This is a genomic window from Stappia taiwanensis (assembly GCF_014635285.1).
Taxonomy (GTDB): domain Bacteria; phylum Pseudomonadota; class Alphaproteobacteria; order Rhizobiales; family Stappiaceae; genus Stappia; species Stappia taiwanensis.
The window spans coordinates 694,555-709,945 of the sequence record NZ_BMCR01000002.1; the positions used below are offsets into that span (position 1 = coordinate 694,555).

Sequence of the window (15,391 nt, forward strand, 5' to 3'; positions counted from 1 at the left end):
ATATCGGCGGTACTCAGCACATGCCGCCAGTCATGCCGGCGATGCCGGTCATCCCGCCAGCCATGGGGCCCGCCATGGATCCGCTGGCGTACCAGGCCCGCAAGCCGGCAACCTGTGCCCGGTCCTGCGCACTCAGATCCGCGGCCTCCACCACACCGAAGATCTCCTGCATCCGCCCGTCGTGGTCCTCCTGCAGGCTGGCCATCTCCCGGCTGTAGCCGGCGCGGATCTCCGCCTCGCTGGCGAGATACGCCGCATAGGCATCGCTGGCGGCCGGATCGAGTACGGTCAGATTGCACAAGGTGGTTTGCAGCTTCCAATAGGCCGCCTTCGCCGCCACCAGCTCCGGCAACGGCATCGCCTCGCCGCTCTGGCTCGCCGCCATCCGGCTGGCCTGCGCCCGCTGAAACGCCTCGAACATCTCGCGCTGCAGCACGTTGGTGCGCTCGGCAATGGCGGCATTCATCTGCGCATGTGGCGCCGCCAGCGCGTCATTGGCCTTGGCGCATAGCTCATGCGCCCCGCGCATCATCTCCGAACCGGCCCGGTGCAACTCAACCTGAACCCGCGCGCAATCGAAGGGGGCAGATGCGGCGGCCGCCGCATCCGCCTGCCCGCCCGGCAGCACCGGCTCGGCGCGGCCATTGCCCCGGCGCGGGCCGATATCCTTGAGGATCTCCTCCGCGCCGCTACGGCAATTGCGAGATTTGAAGGGCCGAATCCGATGCCAACAAGATCATGAACAGGCTAGCCACCCAGAATTTCCATATCGCCCCCCGAATGAAAACATTATTTCATTGAGTGGTGATTTTCAGAAATTAGCCTTTTCAGCTTACAAGCCAGGATTTATACCTCAAATAGTATTTTTTACAAAAACACCCCCGAGTTACATTTACCTTCCTTACGCAGCGCAGCCTTCAGGCGCCGCACCATGCGGGTGACGGCAGTCGCGCCCCTTGCAATTTCATCATATGATCATAAATTATGTTCCATATGATCCATGAACGAGGCTTGTGATGCCCGCCTCCGCCCCCTTGCCACAGCCGGAGCGCATGGCGCCAATCCGGGACCGGGACCAGGTCGCCGCCATCGTCAAGGCGGTGGTACGCGCAACCGAGGCCTGGGGCCTGACCAACGCGGAGGGCGCGGCACTGTTCGATGTGCCCGTCGCCACCTGGAACCGGATGAAGGCGGAGAGCTTCAACGGCAACCTCGATCAGGACAAAGTGACCCGGGCCAGTCTGCTGATCGGCATCTACAAGGGCCTGCGCCTGCTGTTCAACGGCCCGCTGACCTTCGGCTGGGTGCGCACCGACAATGCCGGCCCGCTGTTCGGCGGCCGCAGCCCGGCGGAGATCATGATCCGCGGCGGCATCCCGGCGATGATGCAGGTGCGCCAGCATATCGATGCCCTGCGAGGTGGCAATTGACCGACTGGCCGGACATTCCGCAAACCGACTTCACCGACCCGGACACCATCCGCCTGATCGCCACCGCCCATATCGACGAGCCGGCCATGGCCCCGCTCGCGGACACGGCGGAGGACTTGGCCGTGCTGGAGGCACTGGAAGGACTGACCTCACGCCGCCGTGTCCTGGCCATGCCGCTGCCCGCCGGCCTGCTGCCGGAGGAGCTTCTGACCGAGGCCCATGGCTATGGCTGGAGCTACATCAACGCCGCCTTCTGCTACACCCGCGCCACCGGCAACCGCTTCAACGGACCGGAGCGCGGCGCCTGGTACGCCACCTTTGGCCCGAACGCCGGCCCCACGGCCCGGGCCGAGGTGGCCTGGCACCTGACCCGGGAGCTCGACGCGACCGAGGTCTATGACAATGTCACCTGTTACCGGGAGCTCCATGCCGGCTTCACCACCCGGATGCATGACCTCAGGGGGCTTGCCGGCGCCCCCTTCCTCGGCGCCGATCCGGACACCGCCTATCCCGCCGGCCAGGTGCTGGCCCAGAACCTGCGCCAGACCGGCTCGGCGGGGGTGCTCTACCCGTCGGCGCGGGCAAGCCAGGGCCTGTGCCTTGCCGCCTTCCGTCCCAATCTGGTTCAGAACATTCGTCAGGGCGCGACCTGGTGCTTCACCTGGGCCGGCGAGCGGACCCCGGCCATGGACCGGATCTGACGCCATTCGCGCCCATCTACCCTGACCGCCCCACACCCGACAGGGTTTTGCGCAGAAAGCGCAGGAACCGGGGATCGCCCGCCCGGGCGATGTTGATCCGCAGGCCCGGCCGGTGCCCCGCCTCATCGACGGCAAAGACCGTGCCCGGCGCCAGGAAAATGCTGTCACGAGCGGCGGCTTGCGCGAACTCCAGGTCGCTCCAGCCCTCGGGCAATTGCAGATAGGTGTAATAGCCATGGCCCGGCGGGGCGAGGGTGGTGAGGCCCAGCCCGGCAAGGCCGGCGGCAAGCTGCCGCGCCGCCTCGTCGATCCGCCCCGCCACCCGTTTCAGGTGCTTCTGGTAGCGCCGGTTGTGGATCATGTCGGCGATCAGAAGCTCGGAAAAACGCGAACTGTTGACCACGGTGATCATCTTCAGCTCGGCCAGCTTGTCGACGATCTCCGGCGCCGCGGCGATATAGCCGGAGCGAAAACTCGCCGACAGGGTCTTGGAGAAGGTGCCAACGAAAATCACGTTGCGAAACTGGTCGAGCGCGGCGAGCCGCACCCCGCGCGCACCCGGCAGGTCGACGAACGGGTCATCATCGACCACGCGAAATCCGAAGGTCTCGGCCGCCTGCAGCACACCATGGGCGCAGGCCAGATCCATCGAACTGCCGGTCGGGTTCTGCGCCAGCGACTGGGTGAAGAACAGCGCCGGCCGCTCGCTCGCCGCCTTGGCACGCAGATCCTCCAGATCCGGACCATTGGCCAGCCGCCGCACCCCCACATAGCGCACCTGCGCGACCTTCAGCTTGGCGAACAGCGGATAGTAGCCCGGGTCATCCACCAGCACCGTGTCGCCGGGCGCCAGATAGCGCCGAACAATCAGGTCGAGCGCGTGATTCGCCCCGAAGGTGGTGACGATCTGCTCCGGATCGAGCGCGATGTTCTGCGCTCTGTGGCGCGCGGCGATCATGTCGCGCAGGCCACTGTACCCCTTCGGCGAGCCATAGCCGGAACTGTCGGCGATCGCCTCGGTGGAGGCGCCGAAGGTGCGCTTGGGCACCACCCCTTGCATCCACGAAGCCGGCGGACGCCCGTCGCCAACCCGCATTTCGTAGTTCTGATCGAGCTGGGCACGCAGCAGCGACACGCTGTCCACCGCATCCACCAGATGCCGGGGCGCGGCCTCGCCGCGCGCCTCCCGCCCCGCCGCCGCCACCGTGAACCCCGCCCCCTGGCGGGCGGTCACCAGACCGAGCGACACCAGCCGGTCATAGGCCTCCACGGCGGTGTTCTTGGACACGCCGAACTCCTCCGCCGCCCGGCGGATCGACGGCAACCGCGCCCCGACCGGCAAGGCGCCCTCCTCAATCCGCCGCCGCAAATCCGCGACGATCCGCTCGGTTTTGGTCATTGCCGCCCCCTCCCGACAAACTGTACCAATATTCGTACGAGTATGATTTGCTCAGAATGCCATGAACTGTACCTTTTCTCCAGCCGTCCCTCCGCCTAGGTGAGGAACCCAAAATCGGATCCGTCCGGATCCTGTTCCCATTCCGCGACCCGGAGCCTTTCCATGACGGACACTCTTTCGCCCGCCCGCCGGATCAATTCGCGCCTGGAAGGCCTGCGCGCGCTGGAGCCGACCGGCCGCCTCGACCTCTTGGCCGAGACCACCGGGCTCGACGCCGATGCCAGGGCCGCCCTCGCCGGCAAGGGCGCGCTGCCGCTCGACCGGGCCAACGGCATGATCGAGAACGTCATCGGCACCTTCGAGCTGCCACTCGGCCTTGCCGCCAACTTCACCGTCAATGGCCGCGACTATCTGGTGCCGATGGCGGTCGAGGAGCCCTCCGTCGTCGCCGCCGCCTCCTACATGGCCAAGATCGCCCGGGGCTGCGGCGGGTTCACCACCTCCAGCGACCAGCCGATCATGCGGGCGCAGATCCAGGCTCTCGGCCTCACCGATCCCCATGGCGCGCGCCAGCGCCTGCTGGCGGCGAGCGATGAACTGATCGCCATGGCCAATTCGCGCGACACGGTGCTGATCGGCCTTGGCGGCGGCTGCAAGCAGATCGAGATCGAGGTGTTCGAGACCTCGCCGGTCGGACCGATGGTGGTGCTGCACCTTCTGGTCGACGTGCGCGATGCCATGGGCGCCAACACGGTCAACACCATGGCCGAGATGATCGCGCCGCGCGTCGCCGAGATCACCGGCGGCAACGTCCGCCTGCGGATCCTGTCCAATCTCGCCGACCGCCGCCTTGCCCGGGCGAGCGTCACCCTCACCCCCGAGGCGCTGACCACCAAGAGCCTTTCCGGCGCCGACGTGGCGCGCGGCATGGTCGAGGCCTGCACCCTTGCCAAGATCGACCCCTACCGGGCGGCGACCCACAACAAGGGCATCATGAACGGCATCGACCCGGTGGTGGTCGCCACCGGCAACGACTGGCGGGCGATCGAGGCCGGCGCTCATGCCTGGGCGGCCCGCGATGGCCGCTACACCTCGCTGACCAACTGGGAGATCGCCGCCAACGGCAACCTGGTCGGCACCATCGAAATGCCAATGGCGCTCGGCCTCGTCGGCGGCGCCACCAAGACCCATCCGGCGGCGCAGGCGGCACTGAAGGTGCTGGGCGTCACCAGCGCCCAGGAACTGGCCGAGGTCACCGTGGCCGTTGGTCTCGCCCAGAACATGGCCGCGCTCAGGGCGCTGGCCACCGAAGGCATCCAGAAGGGCCACATGACGCTTCATGCCCGCAACATCGCCATCATGGCCGGTGCGAAGGGCGAAGAGGTCGACCGGATCGCCAAGGCCCTTGCGGCGGCTGGCGATGTCAGCGTCGGCAAGGCGAAGGAACTGCTTGGCAACCAATAGCCGGCAGGACAAAAAACTTCATAAAAGGGAAGGAAACACCAGTGACGAAATCAAGCAGACGCGATTTCCTGCGTACCGCCGGTGCCGTGACGCTCGCCGCCCCGGCCATCGTCGCCGCCACCTCGGTGCGCGCCCAAGGGGTCACCAAGTGGCGCATGCAGGCGCTTTGGGGCGGCGGCACCACGCCGATGCTCTACGAGGAGCGCTTCTGCAAGCGCGTCGCGGAGCTGACCGGCGGCAGCCTGGAGATCACCCCGTTCTCCGGCGGCCAGATCGTCCCCTCCGCCCAGTCCTTCGACGCGGTGCGCGGCGGCGCGTTCCAGCTGATGAAGACCTTCGACGGCTACACCGCCGGCAAGATCCCGGCCCATGGCTTTTCCTCCACGGTTCCCTTCGGCTTTCCCGAGGCGGACCAGTACGAGGCCTGGTTCTACGAGCGCGGCGGCCTTGAGCTTGCCCGCAAGTCCTACGCCCCCGCCGGCCTGACCTATATCGCGCCGACGGTCTATGGCGAGGAGCCGATCCACTCCAACGTGGAAATCCGCAAGATCGCCGACATGAACGGGTTGAAGGGACGCTTCGTCGGCCTTGCCTCCGCCGTCATGGCCGACTTCGGCGTCACCGTCTCGCCGCTGCCGACCTCCGAGGTCTATTCCGCCCTCGACAAGGGGCTGATCGATTTCGCCGACCGGGGTGACATCAAGGCCAACTACGAGGAAGGCATCCAGGAAGTCTCCAAGTACCTGATCCTTCCGGGCGTGCACCAACCCTCCACCGCCACCTCCTATGTGGCCAACACGGCGGCCTATCAGAGCCTCGACGACCAACAGCGGGCCGCGCTGGAAGTGGCCGCCCGCGAAGTGTCCGGCGCCCTGCGCCAGAACATCATCGTCTCCAACGGCGAGTACATCGGCAAGTTCGAGGAGGCCGGCGTCGAGGTCATCACCCTCGATCCGGCGGATGTCGCCGAGGCCCGCGCCAAGGCGGTCGCTTCCTGGGAGAAGGCCACCAAGGGCGACGAACTCGCCAAGGCAATGATGGACAGCCAGCGTCAACTGATGCAGGAGCTGCGGTTGCTCTGACCCAAGGGCAATCCGACCAGCCGCCCGGCGCCAGACGCCGGGCGGCCCATTCCATCAAGGGGCATTGAGATGCAGGCACTCGCACGCGCGGTCACGACCATGAACCGGGCGCTGTTTTCGCTGACCAAATGGCTGGTCTATGTGATCGCGGCGCTGATGCTGTTCGAAGTGGTTTCCCGCTACAGCCTCGCCAACCCGACCTCCTGGGGGCCGGAACTGGCGACGCTCCTGTTCGGTCCGTTCTTCCTGCTGGGCGGCCCGTATCTGCTGCACACCGGCGGCCATGTCGCCGTCGACATCCTGTCCGCCCGCGCCACCGGCCGCACCGCCCGAGCCCTGGCCGCCCTGGCCGCGCTGATGGCGCTCCTGTTCGGCGGCATTCTGTTCTGGTTCGCCCTGCCGCTGGCGATGCAGTCCTTCGAATATGGCGAAACCAGCTATTCGGCCTGGAATCCGGTGATCTGGCCGACCAAGGCGGTGCTGCCGCTTGCCGCGCTGCTCCTGATGCTGCAGGCGCTCGCCGAACTGATCTTCGTGTTCTCCCCCAAGGATGCCGCCTGATGGAAAGCTCCCTCATCCTCGTCGGCATGTTCTCCGCGCTGGTGCTGCTGATGCTCACCGGCACCGGCCTCGCCTTCGTCCTCGGCGCCATCGCCTTTCTCGCCACCGTGTTGCTGTGGGGGCCGGGCGCGCTGATCGTCGCCGTCCTCAACACCTTCGAAACCATGACCTCCGAATCGCTGATGGCGATTCCGCTCTATGTGCTGATGGCTTCGATCCTGCAGAAATCGGCAATCATCGACGATCTCTACGACGCGATGGAAAAGTGGTTCCAGGGGCTCAGCGGCGGGCTGGCCATCGGCACCATCGTCATCTGCACCATCATGGCGGCAATGACCGGCGTGGTTGGCGCCGCCGTCGCCGCCATGGGCATCCTCGCCCTGCCGTCGATGCTGGCCCGGCGCTACAATGCGCCGCTCGCCCTTGGCGCGATCTGCGCCGGCGGCACGCTCGGCATCCTCATCCCGCCCTCGGTGGTGACCATCGTCTATGCCATCACCGCGCAGATTTCGATCGGCAAGATGTTCATCGCCGGCATCGTGCCGGGGGTCATCCTCGCCGCCGGCTATTGCCTCTATATCTTCGTCCGCGTCCAGCTGAACCCGGAGCTGGCGCCCCGCCCGGACACCCAGACCGCCGTGCCGCTGGCGGTCCGGCTTGCGGCGCTGAAGACGCTGATCCTGCCCGCCTTCGTCATCTTCAGCGTGCTCGGAACGATCTATCTCGGCCTGGCCACCCCGACCGAGGCCGCTGCCGTCGGCGTGCTTGGCGCACTGCTGTCGGCGGCGGTCTCCGGGCGGCTGAGGATCGCCAACCTGTCCAGCGCCGCGACGGACACCCTGCGCGTCACCGCCATGATCCTGTGGATCACCATCGGCGCGCGTGCCTTCATCTCGGTGTTCATCGCCACCGGCGGCGCCGACAGCGTGCTCGGCTTTGTCGAGGGGCTGGAGGCCTCGCGCTGGGTGGTCCTGCTGGCCATGCTGGCGGTGCTGATCCTGCTCGGCCTGTTCCTCGACGAGATCGGCCTCATCCTGTTGTGCGTGCCGGTGTTCCTGCCGATCGTCCACACCCTCGGCTTCGATCCGCTGTGGTTCGGCGTCCTGTTCATGATCACCGCGCAAATGGCCTATATCACCCCGCCCTTCGGCTACACCCTGTTCTATCTGAAGGGCGTGCTGCCCGAGGGGATCGGCATCGGCCAGGTCTATCGCGGCGTGATCCCGTTCTTCCTGATCCAGCTCGCCGTGCTCGTCCTGTTCGCCGTCTTCCCGGACATCGTCACCTGGCTGCCGGAAATGGCAACCGCCCAACTGAAGTAGGAAACGCACAATGTCCGGCGATACCGTCACCCTGTTCGAGGTCGGTCCGCGCGACGGCCTGCAAAGCCTCAAGACCGAGGTGCCGGCGGCGACCAAGATCGCCCTGGTCGACGCCCTGTCGAACACCGGCCTTGGCAAGATCGAGGTCACCAGCTTCGTCAGCCCGAAATGGGTGCCGCAACTGGCCGATGCCGCCGAGGTGATGGCCGGGATCACCCGCGCACCCGGCGTGCGCTACGCGGTGCTGACGCCGAACCTCACCGGGCTGGACCGGGCGCGCGCGGCAGGCGCCGACGAGGTCGCCGTCTTCGCCTCCGCCTCGGAAGGCTTCAGCCGCGCCAACCTGAACTGTTCGGTGGCGGAGAGCCTCGACCGCTTCGCGCCGCTGTTTGAAGCGGCCGCCGCAGATCACCTGCCGGTGCGCGGCTACCTCTCCACCGTGATCGCCTGCCCCTTCGACGGACCGACACCTCCGGAGACGGTCGCCCGCATCGCCGCGCGGATGCTGGAGATGGGCTGCTATGAAATCTCGCTCGGCGACACCATCGGCGCCGGCGACCCGGCGCGCCTCTCGGCGCTGCTCGATGTGCTGCTCGACCACGTGCCGGCGGACCGGCTCGCCGGCCATTTCCACGACACCCACGGCACCGCGCTGGCAATGATCGAAACCGCGCTTCACCGTGGCTTGCGGGTGTTCGACGCCTCCGTCGCCGGTCTTGGCGGCTGCCCCTACGCCCCCGGCGCCAGCGGCAATGTGGACACCCGCGCCGCGCTGGAGCGCATCACCGCCCTAGGCTTTGCCACCGGCGTCGATCTGGCGGCCCTTGCCGAGGCGGAGCGGATCGCGGCAACCATCGCCTGACCGGATCCCGCCTGGCCGGCGCCGTGACCGAGGCTCAGTAGAACGCCTCGGTGACCATCCACAGGATGCGCGCCTCGGTGGTGCCGTTGTTGGCGAAGCGATGCGGGCGCGGGCTTTCGAAGCGGAACGCATCGCCGGTGCCCAGATCATAGCGCCGCCCGTCGATCCACAGGCTCATCTGGCCGGCCAGCACGACGCCCGCCTCCTCGCCCGCATGGCTGTAGGGCTGGTCGCCCGATCCGGCGCCCACGTCGAGAATGACCTCCATCAACTGGATGCCGCCGTCCTCGCCGGTGGTCAGAAGCTCCTTGGCCATGCCCTTGTGGTGAAAGTCGAGCCGCCGCCGCGCCCATTTGCGCACGATGATGCCTTGCTCCTCGCCCGGCCCCTCATCGCCGGAAAACAGCGAGCTAACCGGCACATCCAGCACATTGCAGATCGAGCGGAGCGCCTTGATCGAGGGGGAGGAGACGCCGCGCTCGATCTGGCTGAGCGCCCCGAGCGACGAGCCCGACCCCTCCGACACCTCCTTCAGGCTCAGCCCGCGCGCCTTGCGCATGGCTCTCAGCCGCGCGCCCATCTCCCGGTCGGAGTTCCCGCCGGTGTCGTCCGTCGCGGCGCCGCCGCCTTCATTCTGATCCGTCATGGTTGACCAGCCCATCATATTTCATTAGCGTGAAATTGCCTTAGATATAATTTCACAAGTATGGAAGTGCAAATGGGCTCCCATTTTTCCATGTCCACATTGTATCCCCCTGCGTCGCTTTGGGCTGCAACTGCGTCCCCTGCCCCGCTTTCAGCGGAATGGCCCGGGGATATCAGCACCGATGTCGCCATTATCGGTGGCGGTTTCACCGGATTGTCCGCCGCTGTTCACCTGGGTGAAACTGGCGTGGACACCGTCCTCATCGAAGCGGGCAGTCTGGGATATGGCGGCTCGGGCCGCAATGGGGGCCAGGCCATTCCCGGCCTGAAATACGACCCGGACGATCTGGAAGAGATGATGGGGCCCGAGCTCGGACCGCGCCTTGTCCGCGAGGTCGGCGGCGGCCCGGAGCTGGCCTTTTCCCTGATCGACCGCTACGCGATGGATTGCCCGACGAGCCGGGTGGGCTGGATCCAGCCGGCGCATTGCCCCTCGGCGGTCGAGACGGTGACCCGGCGTGCCCGCCAATGGGCCGCGCGCGGCGCGAACATCCATACCATCGACGCGGCCGAGGTGGCGCGGCTGACCGGAACCCGCGCCTATATGGGCGGCCTGATCGACCATCGCGGCGGCGGCCTGCAGCCGCTCAGCTATGCAAGGGGCCTGGGCCATGCGGCGGCGGGCCTCGGCGTGCGGCTGTTCGACAATACCCGCGCCGACCGGCTGTCCCGCGCCAATGGCCGCTGGACCATCGACACCCCGCGCGGGCGCATCACCGCCCGCGCCGTGGTGCTGGCCACCAATGCGTACACCACCGGCACGCTGGTGCCCGGGCTGGAGCGGACCATCGTGCCGATCTACAGCTACCAGATCGCCACCCGCCCGTTGACGGCGGAAGAACGCGCCTCGATCCTGCCGGAAGGCCACGTCGCCTCCGACACCCGCCGGCTGCTGCGCTACTACCGCTTCGACAGCACCGGCCGGCTGTTGATGGGCGGCCGCGCACCCTTCAAGGAAGTGCCGGACATGGGCGATGCCCCGCCGCTGGAAGCGGCCATCGCCGATCTTTACCCGCAGCTTGCCGGCATCGAGATCGACTTTGTCTGGAGCGGCCGGGTGGGCATGACCGCCGATCACCTGCCGCATCTGCATGTGCCCGAGGAAGGGCTGTTCGCTGCCATCGGCTACAACGGGCGCGGCGTTGCCCTCGGCACCGTAATGGGCCGGCAACTGGCGAGGCTGGCCGCCGGCGACCCGGCCGAGGCCGCCGCCTTCCCGATTACCGGCATCAAGCCCATGCGCTTCCATGGCTTTAACCGCCCGGTGCTCGAAGCACTGATCCGCTACTACCGCTGGCGCGACGACAGGGAGGCCCGGCAGGTCGACAGGGCCTGAGGTCGCGCCCGCAAAGACCCATCGACTTTTCGCAAGAGCCCATGGTGTGCGGGGAAACGCTCCCGCCGGCCCTTGCGACCCACGTGCATATGACAGGAGAGGAGAACCGACATGCACCTTCCCATCAAACTCACGGCCTGCGCGGTGCTGGCCCTTACCACCGCCGCCACGGCGCAGGAGGTCACCGTCGCGTCCTGGGGCGGGTCCTATCAGGCTGCCCAGAGCGAGGCGATGTTCAAGCCCACCGCAAAGGAGCTTGGCATCACCGTCAAGGAAGCGACCTTGAGCGGGCTTGCCGATATTCGCCTGCAGGTACGCTCCGGCGCCGTGGAATGGGATGTGGTCGATCTCGGCGCCACCGATTGCGCCATCGGCGCTCGCGAGGGACTGTTCGAGAAGCTCGATTATTCGGTGATCGACGCCAAGGGCATTGATGACAAGATGGTCAACGATCACTGGATCGGCGTCATCTACTATTCGACCGTGCCGGCCTGGAACACCAAGACCGTCAAGGCCGGGCCGCAGAGCTGGGCCGACTTCTGGAACGTCAAGGACTTCCCTGGTGACCGCTCCCTGCGCAACCGCCCGCAGGTGATGCTGGAAATGGCCCTGCTCGCCGATGGCGTCGCGCCGAAGGACCTTTACCCGCTCGACGTCGACCGTGCCTTCGCCAAGATCGAGGAACTGAAGCCGAATATCGCCACCTGGTGGGAATCCGGCGCCCAGTCGGTCCAGCTTGCCAAGGATGGCGAGGTCGACATGATCGCCGCCTGGGACGGTCGGCTCGCTGCCGCCATTGCCGACAAGGCCGCCATCGACTTCACCTACAACGAGGGCCTGCTGAACGCCGACTGCCTCGCGGTGCCCAAGGGCGCACCGAACAAGGAGCTGGCCATGAAGGCCATCGCCAAGTTCGTGTCCCCCGAACAGCAGGCGATGCTCACCCAGCACATCTCCTACGGCCCGGTGAACGTGCGCGCCTTCGAGACCGGCCTGATCCCGGAAGAGGCCCAGAGCAAGATCAACACCTTTCCGGCCAATCTGGAAAAGCAGATCGTCGTCGATGCCGAATGGTGGGGCGAGAACGGCAACCGCATGCGCGAACGCTGGGACAGCATGATCCAGCGCTGACCCCCAAAACTCCCCGACCGGCGGCACTCCGACCGCCGCCGGTCGGGCCCTTTTCGGCCCGGCTTCAGTCCGGGTCCGGGCGCAAGGCGCCCCGGCCGCGCCCGTACCGGGCCATCGGCCCGGCCCCGCCGCCGATCCGCAACACAGGAAAGAAATATATGGCCTGCAGCATCACGATCCGCGATGTCAGGAAGACCTATGGTCAGTTCGTGGCTCTGGACAGTGTCGGTCTCGACATCGCCCCGGGAGAGTTCCTGACCCTGCTCGGTCCGTCGGGATCGGGCAAGACCACCTTGCTGATGATCCTCGCCGGGTTCATTCGCCCCGAAGCCGGCAGCATCACCGTCGATGGCGACGAGATCCTGCGCAAGCCACCGCATCTGCGCAACATCGGCATGGTGTTCCAGAACTACGCGCTGTTTCCGCACATGTCCGTCGGCGAGAATGTCGGCTACCCGCTGAAGCTGCGCAAGGTCGGTGCCGCCGAGCGATATGAGCGCGCGCGCGAGGCGCTGAAACTGGTGCAGCTCGATCACCTGATGGACCGGCGCATCAACCAGCTTTCCGGCGGCCAGCGCCAGCGTGTCGCCCTTGCCCGCGCCATCGTCTTCGAGCCGCAGATCCTGTTGATGGACGAGCCCCTCTCCGCCCTCGACAAAAAGCTGCGCGAACAGATGCAGATCGAATTGAAGCATCTGCACGACCGGCTCGGCATGACCACCGTCTATGTCACCCACGACCAGCGCGAGGCGCTGACCATGTCCGACCGGGTGGCGGTGATGAACCACGGCCATATCCTGCAGGTCGCCCCGCCGCGCCAGATCTACGAGCGGCCCTGTGACCGCTTCGTCGCCGATTTCGTCGGCGAATCCAACTTCCTGCCCGTGGAGATGCGCGGCGGCGCGGCCGTCTTCGGCGGCATCCCCCTGCAGCTTGCCGAGGGGCAGGCCGCCGGCGCCGGTGGCAAGGCGCTGCTGGTGCGCCCGGAAAAGCTCGACATTCTCAGTGCCGCTCCCGCGCCCGAGCACAATCCGATCGACGGCACGGTGGAGGAGCTGGTCTACCAGGGCGAGACCATGCTGATCTACGTTACCCTCCCCGGTGGCGAGACCATTGCCCTGCGCCGTGGCACCCGCCAGCAGGCCCTCAGCGAGATGCCGCAGGTCGGCGAGCCGATCCGCCTTGGCCTGCACCGGGACGACACGGTGCTGATCGACGAGGCCGCCCATGCATGACATGACAGCTTGTCAACGCGGCCACACGCTGAACCGGCAGGAACTGGCGGCGGACGAGCGGCGCGAGAAGCGCCAGATCCTCGGCCTCTCCCTGCCCGCCGCGGCGATCATCCTCGTCCTGCTGGTGATCCCGGTCGGCTGGCTGTTCGCCCTCTCCTTCGTCTCCAACGGCGAAATCGGCCTGGCGAACTACACGCGGATGGTCGAGTACAGCGCCTATCTGTCGATCTTTTCCACCACCATCCTCGTCAGCCTGTTCGTCACGGTGCTGTGCATCGTGCTGGGCTATCCGGTCGCCTATCTGCTCGGTCAGTTACCGCCCCGGCTGGCGACCATTGGCCTTGCCTTCGTCATCGTCCCGTTCTGGACCTCGATCCTGGTGCGCACCTATGCCTGGCTGGTGATCCTGCAGCGTCAGGGCATCGTCAACGACGCGCTGATCGGCATCGGCCTGATCGACGAGCCCTTGCGCCTTGCCCACAACCTGACCGGCACGATCATCGGCATGACCCATGTGATGCTGCCCTTTCTGGTGCTGCCGCTCTATGCCACGGTGCGCAACATCGATGGCGACCTGATGCGCGCGGCCAACAACATGGGCGCCTCGCCCGCCCGCGCCTTCCGCGATGTGTTCCTGCCCCTGTCGATGCCCGGCCTGATCGCCGGCTCGCTGCTGGTGTTCATCCTGTGCCTGGGCTTTTACGTCACGCCGCAGATCCTGGGCGGTGGCCGCGTCATCATGGTCTCGATGAAGATCCAGCAGAACGTGCAGACCTATTTCGACTGGGGTGCCGGCAGTGCCCTTGGCGTTGTCCTGCTGCTGATCGTCTTTGCGATCTTCTATCTTGTTCACCGTCTGGCCGGCCTTGACCGGATCTTCGCGAGGTAAGCCATGAGTGTCGGTCCCCTTCCCATCGCGCCCTATCGCCGGCTCTGGCTTTACGGGGTGGTCGCCAGCGTCCTGTTCTTTCTGGTCGCACCGATCTTCATCGTCATTCCGATTTCCTTCTCGGATTCGGAATTCCTGGAATTCCCGCCGCGCGGCTTTTCCTTGCGCTGGTACGCGGCCTATTTCAGCGATCCGCAATGGATGGCGGCAACCCGCGTGTCACTGATCGCCGCCAGCTTGACGGTGCTGTTCGCAACCCCGCTGGGCACGGCCGCCGCCTACGCCATTCACCGGGCGCAAAGCCGCTGGGTGCGGTCCCTGCATGTGTTGATGCTCCTGCCGCAGATGGTGCCGTTGATCCTGATCGGCATCGGCCTGTTCTACGTCTACATCCAGCTTGGCCTGGTGAACTCGATGCTCGGCATCGTCCTGGCCCACACCCTGCTGGCGACCCCGTTCGTCGTCGTCACGGTGCTGGCGGGCCTGCAGAGCTTCGACATGACGCAGGAAAAGGTCGCCCGCAGCCTCGGCGCGTCCTGGCCGGTGGCCTTCTTCACCGTGACCCTGCCGCAGATCCGCCTGTCGGTGGTCTCCGGCGCGTTCTTCGCCTTCATCACCTCCCTGGATGAAGTGGTGATCGGACTGTTTGTCGCCGGCGGCGACAACACGGTGTTGACCCGGCGGATGTTCCTGTCGCTGCGCGATCAGATCGAACCGACCATCGCCGCGATTTCCTCGTTGCTGATCGTCATCACCCTGGCCGCGCTGATCGCCGTCGCCCTGTTCGCCCGCAAGGCGGACTGACCGCCTCACGCGGCAAGCGACGGGCCCACAGAAACGAAAACAGCCTGCGTTCCGACCGGGACGCAGGCTGTTTTCGTCTCCAAAGGAAGAGAGGACAAGGCCGGCGCACTTGAGCGCATCACCGCCCCTGGCTTCACCACCGGCGTCGATCTGGCGGCCCTTGCCGAGGCGGAGCGGATCGCAAGCAAGATCCCCTGACCGGCCCCCGCCCGCCCGGCGGCTGGGGCAAAGCTCAGGAGAACGCCTCGGTCACCATCCACAGGATACGCGCCTCGGTGGTGCCATTGTTGGCGAAGCGGTGCGGGCACGGGCCTTCGAAGCGGAACGCATCGCCGGCACCCGAGGAAGGGTTGTTCGCCGCTATCGGCTACAATGGGTGCAGCAGGTCGCCCCCCAAACCCATCGACGTTATGCAAGAGCCCATTGCACGCGAGAAAATACCCTTGCCGCCCGCTGCAACCCACGTGCAT

At 66.5% G+C, this 15,391-nt stretch carries 15 protein-coding genes and 1 pseudogene; 12 read left to right on the forward strand and 4 right to left on the reverse strand.

The window, feature by feature from the left end; translation table 11 throughout:
• Window positions 1–13: 13 nt before the first annotated feature.
• Window positions 14–628: a hypothetical protein gene (locus IEV83_RS20195; RefSeq protein WP_209003314.1), complete on the reverse strand. Its 615-nt coding sequence runs from the start codon at window positions 626–628 to the stop codon at window positions 14–16.
• Window positions 529–735: pseudogene (locus IEV83_RS20420) on the reverse strand (hypothetical protein); the annotation flags it as partial. The gene IEV83_RS20195 and the pseudogene IEV83_RS20420, both read right to left, overlap by 100 nt.
• A gap of 281 nt (window positions 736–1,016) precedes the next feature.
• On the opposite strand from IEV83_RS20420, the gene IEV83_RS20200 reads away from it, so the two are divergent.
• Both IEV83_RS20200 and IEV83_RS07045 read left to right on the forward strand, forming a co-directional pair.
• The gene (locus IEV83_RS20200) at window positions 1,017–1,430 is read left to right on the forward strand and encodes an MbcA/ParS/Xre antitoxin family protein (RefSeq protein ID WP_181759495.1); all 414 of its coding nucleotides are present in this window, start codon (window positions 1,017–1,019) and stop codon (window positions 1,428–1,430) included.
• Window positions 1,427–2,131 carry an RES family NAD+ phosphorylase gene (locus IEV83_RS07045; RefSeq protein WP_244628082.1) on the forward strand — a complete coding sequence of 235 codons (705 nt, stop codon included), beginning with the start codon at window positions 1,427–1,429 and terminating at the stop codon, window positions 2,129–2,131. The genes IEV83_RS20200 and IEV83_RS07045 overlap by 4 nt, the downstream gene beginning before the upstream one ends.
• Before the next feature lie 16 nt (window positions 2,132–2,147).
• On the opposite strand, the gene IEV83_RS07050 is transcribed toward IEV83_RS07045, so the two are convergent.
• A complete protein-coding gene (locus tag IEV83_RS07050) occupies window positions 2,148–3,530 on the reverse strand; it encodes an aminotransferase-like domain-containing protein (protein WP_181759496.1) in 1,383 nt (460 codons plus the stop codon).
• A gap of 162 nt (window positions 3,531–3,692) precedes the next feature.
• Between IEV83_RS07050 and IEV83_RS07055 the strand changes: the two genes are divergently transcribed.
• The 5 genes from IEV83_RS07055 to IEV83_RS07075 all read left to right on the forward strand — a co-directional run bounded on the left by IEV83_RS07055 (window position 3,693) and on the right by IEV83_RS07075 (window position 8,821).
• On the forward strand, window positions 3,693–4,994 hold the full coding sequence (locus tag IEV83_RS07055) for a hydroxymethylglutaryl-CoA reductase, degradative (protein WP_181759497.1): 1,302 nt from the start codon (window positions 3,693–3,695) through the stop codon (window positions 4,992–4,994).
• Window positions 4,995–5,035: 41 nt separating this feature from the next.
• Window positions 5,036–6,076, forward strand: coding sequence for a TRAP transporter substrate-binding protein DctP (gene dctP, locus IEV83_RS07060; protein WP_181759498.1), 1,041 nt, complete (start codon window positions 5,036–5,038; stop codon window positions 6,074–6,076).
• A gap of 69 nt (window positions 6,077–6,145) precedes the next feature.
• A complete protein-coding gene (locus tag IEV83_RS07065; RefSeq protein ID WP_181759499.1) occupies window positions 6,146–6,637 on the forward strand; it encodes a TRAP transporter small permease subunit in 492 nt (163 codons plus the stop codon).
• Window positions 6,637–7,959: a TRAP transporter large permease gene (locus IEV83_RS07070; RefSeq protein ID WP_181759500.1), complete on the forward strand. Its 1,323-nt coding sequence runs from the start codon at window positions 6,637–6,639 to the stop codon at window positions 7,957–7,959. Before IEV83_RS07065 ends, IEV83_RS07070 begins: the two co-directional genes overlap by 1 nt.
• Before the next feature lie 10 nt (window positions 7,960–7,969).
• Window positions 7,970–8,821 (forward strand): hydroxymethylglutaryl-CoA lyase, encoded by an 852-nt coding sequence (locus IEV83_RS07075; protein WP_181759501.1) that lies wholly within the window; start codon window positions 7,970–7,972, stop codon window positions 8,819–8,821.
• A 34-nt stretch (window positions 8,822–8,855) separates the two neighbouring features.
• Here IEV83_RS07075 and IEV83_RS07080 read toward each other — a convergent pair whose 3' ends face one another.
• Window positions 8,856–9,467, reverse strand: a complete 612-nt coding sequence (locus tag IEV83_RS07080; RefSeq protein WP_209003010.1) for a cupin domain-containing protein — start codon at window positions 9,465–9,467, stop codon at window positions 8,856–8,858.
• 90 nt (window positions 9,468–9,557) lie between these two features.
• On the opposite strand from IEV83_RS07080, the gene IEV83_RS07085 reads away from it, so the two are divergent.
• The 5 genes from IEV83_RS07085 (at window position 9,558) to IEV83_RS07105 (ending at window position 14,921) form a co-directional block, all read left to right on the forward strand.
• Window positions 9,558–10,862, forward strand: a complete 1,305-nt coding sequence (locus IEV83_RS07085; RefSeq protein ID WP_181759502.1) for an NAD(P)/FAD-dependent oxidoreductase — start codon at window positions 9,558–9,560, stop codon at window positions 10,860–10,862.
• A 111-nt stretch (window positions 10,863–10,973) separates the two neighbouring features.
• Complete coding sequence (locus IEV83_RS07090; protein ID WP_181759503.1) at window positions 10,974–11,993, forward strand: polyamine ABC transporter substrate-binding protein; 1,020 nt, start codon at window positions 10,974–10,976, stop codon at window positions 11,991–11,993.
• 158 nt (window positions 11,994–12,151) lie between these two features.
• The gene (locus IEV83_RS07095) at window positions 12,152–13,228 is read left to right on the forward strand and encodes an ABC transporter ATP-binding protein (protein ID WP_181759504.1); all 1,077 of its coding nucleotides are present in this window, start codon (window positions 12,152–12,154) and stop codon (window positions 13,226–13,228) included.
• Entirely contained in the window at window positions 13,221–14,117 is an 897-nt protein-coding gene (locus IEV83_RS07100; protein ID WP_244628083.1) for an ABC transporter permease, read from the forward strand. Before IEV83_RS07095 ends, IEV83_RS07100 begins: the two co-directional genes overlap by 8 nt.
• A gap of 3 nt (window positions 14,118–14,120) precedes the next feature.
• Window positions 14,121–14,921 carry an ABC transporter permease gene (locus IEV83_RS07105; RefSeq protein WP_181759505.1) on the forward strand — a complete coding sequence of 267 codons (801 nt, stop codon included), beginning with the start codon at window positions 14,121–14,123 and terminating at the stop codon, window positions 14,919–14,921.
• Window positions 14,922–15,391: the final 470 nt, after the last annotated feature.

Coding starts and splice junctions, on each gene's coding strand:
- IEV83_RS07050 (WP_181759496.1), bottom strand. CDS start 3,530: ATGACCAAAACCGAGCGGATCGTCGCGGATTTGCGGCGGCGGATTGAG.
- IEV83_RS07065 (WP_181759499.1), top strand. CDS start 6,146: ATGCAGGCACTCGCACGCGCGGTCACGACCATGAACCGGGCGCTGTTT.
- IEV83_RS07085 (WP_181759502.1), top strand. CDS start 9,558: ATGTCCACATTGTATCCCCCTGCGTCGCTTTGGGCTGCAACTGCGTCC.
- IEV83_RS07105 (WP_181759505.1), top strand. CDS start 14,121: ATGAGTGTCGGTCCCCTTCCCATCGCGCCCTATCGCCGGCTCTGGCTT.
- IEV83_RS07075 (WP_181759501.1), top strand. CDS start 7,970: ATGTCCGGCGATACCGTCACCCTGTTCGAGGTCGGTCCGCGCGACGGC.
- IEV83_RS07070 (WP_181759500.1), top strand. CDS start 6,637: ATGGAAAGCTCCCTCATCCTCGTCGGCATGTTCTCCGCGCTGGTGCTG.
- IEV83_RS07100 (WP_244628083.1), top strand. CDS start 13,221: ATGCATGACATGACAGCTTGTCAACGCGGCCACACGCTGAACCGGCAG.
- IEV83_RS20200 (WP_181759495.1), top strand. CDS start 1,017: ATGCCCGCCTCCGCCCCCTTGCCACAGCCGGAGCGCATGGCGCCAATC.
- IEV83_RS07080 (WP_209003010.1), bottom strand. CDS start 9,467: ATGACGGATCAGAATGAAGGCGGCGGCGCCGCGACGGACGACACCGGC.
- IEV83_RS07090 (WP_181759503.1), top strand. CDS start 10,974: ATGCACCTTCCCATCAAACTCACGGCCTGCGCGGTGCTGGCCCTTACC.
- IEV83_RS07095 (WP_181759504.1), top strand. CDS start 12,152: ATGGCCTGCAGCATCACGATCCGCGATGTCAGGAAGACCTATGGTCAG.
- IEV83_RS07055 (WP_181759497.1), top strand. CDS start 3,693: ATGACGGACACTCTTTCGCCCGCCCGCCGGATCAATTCGCGCCTGGAA.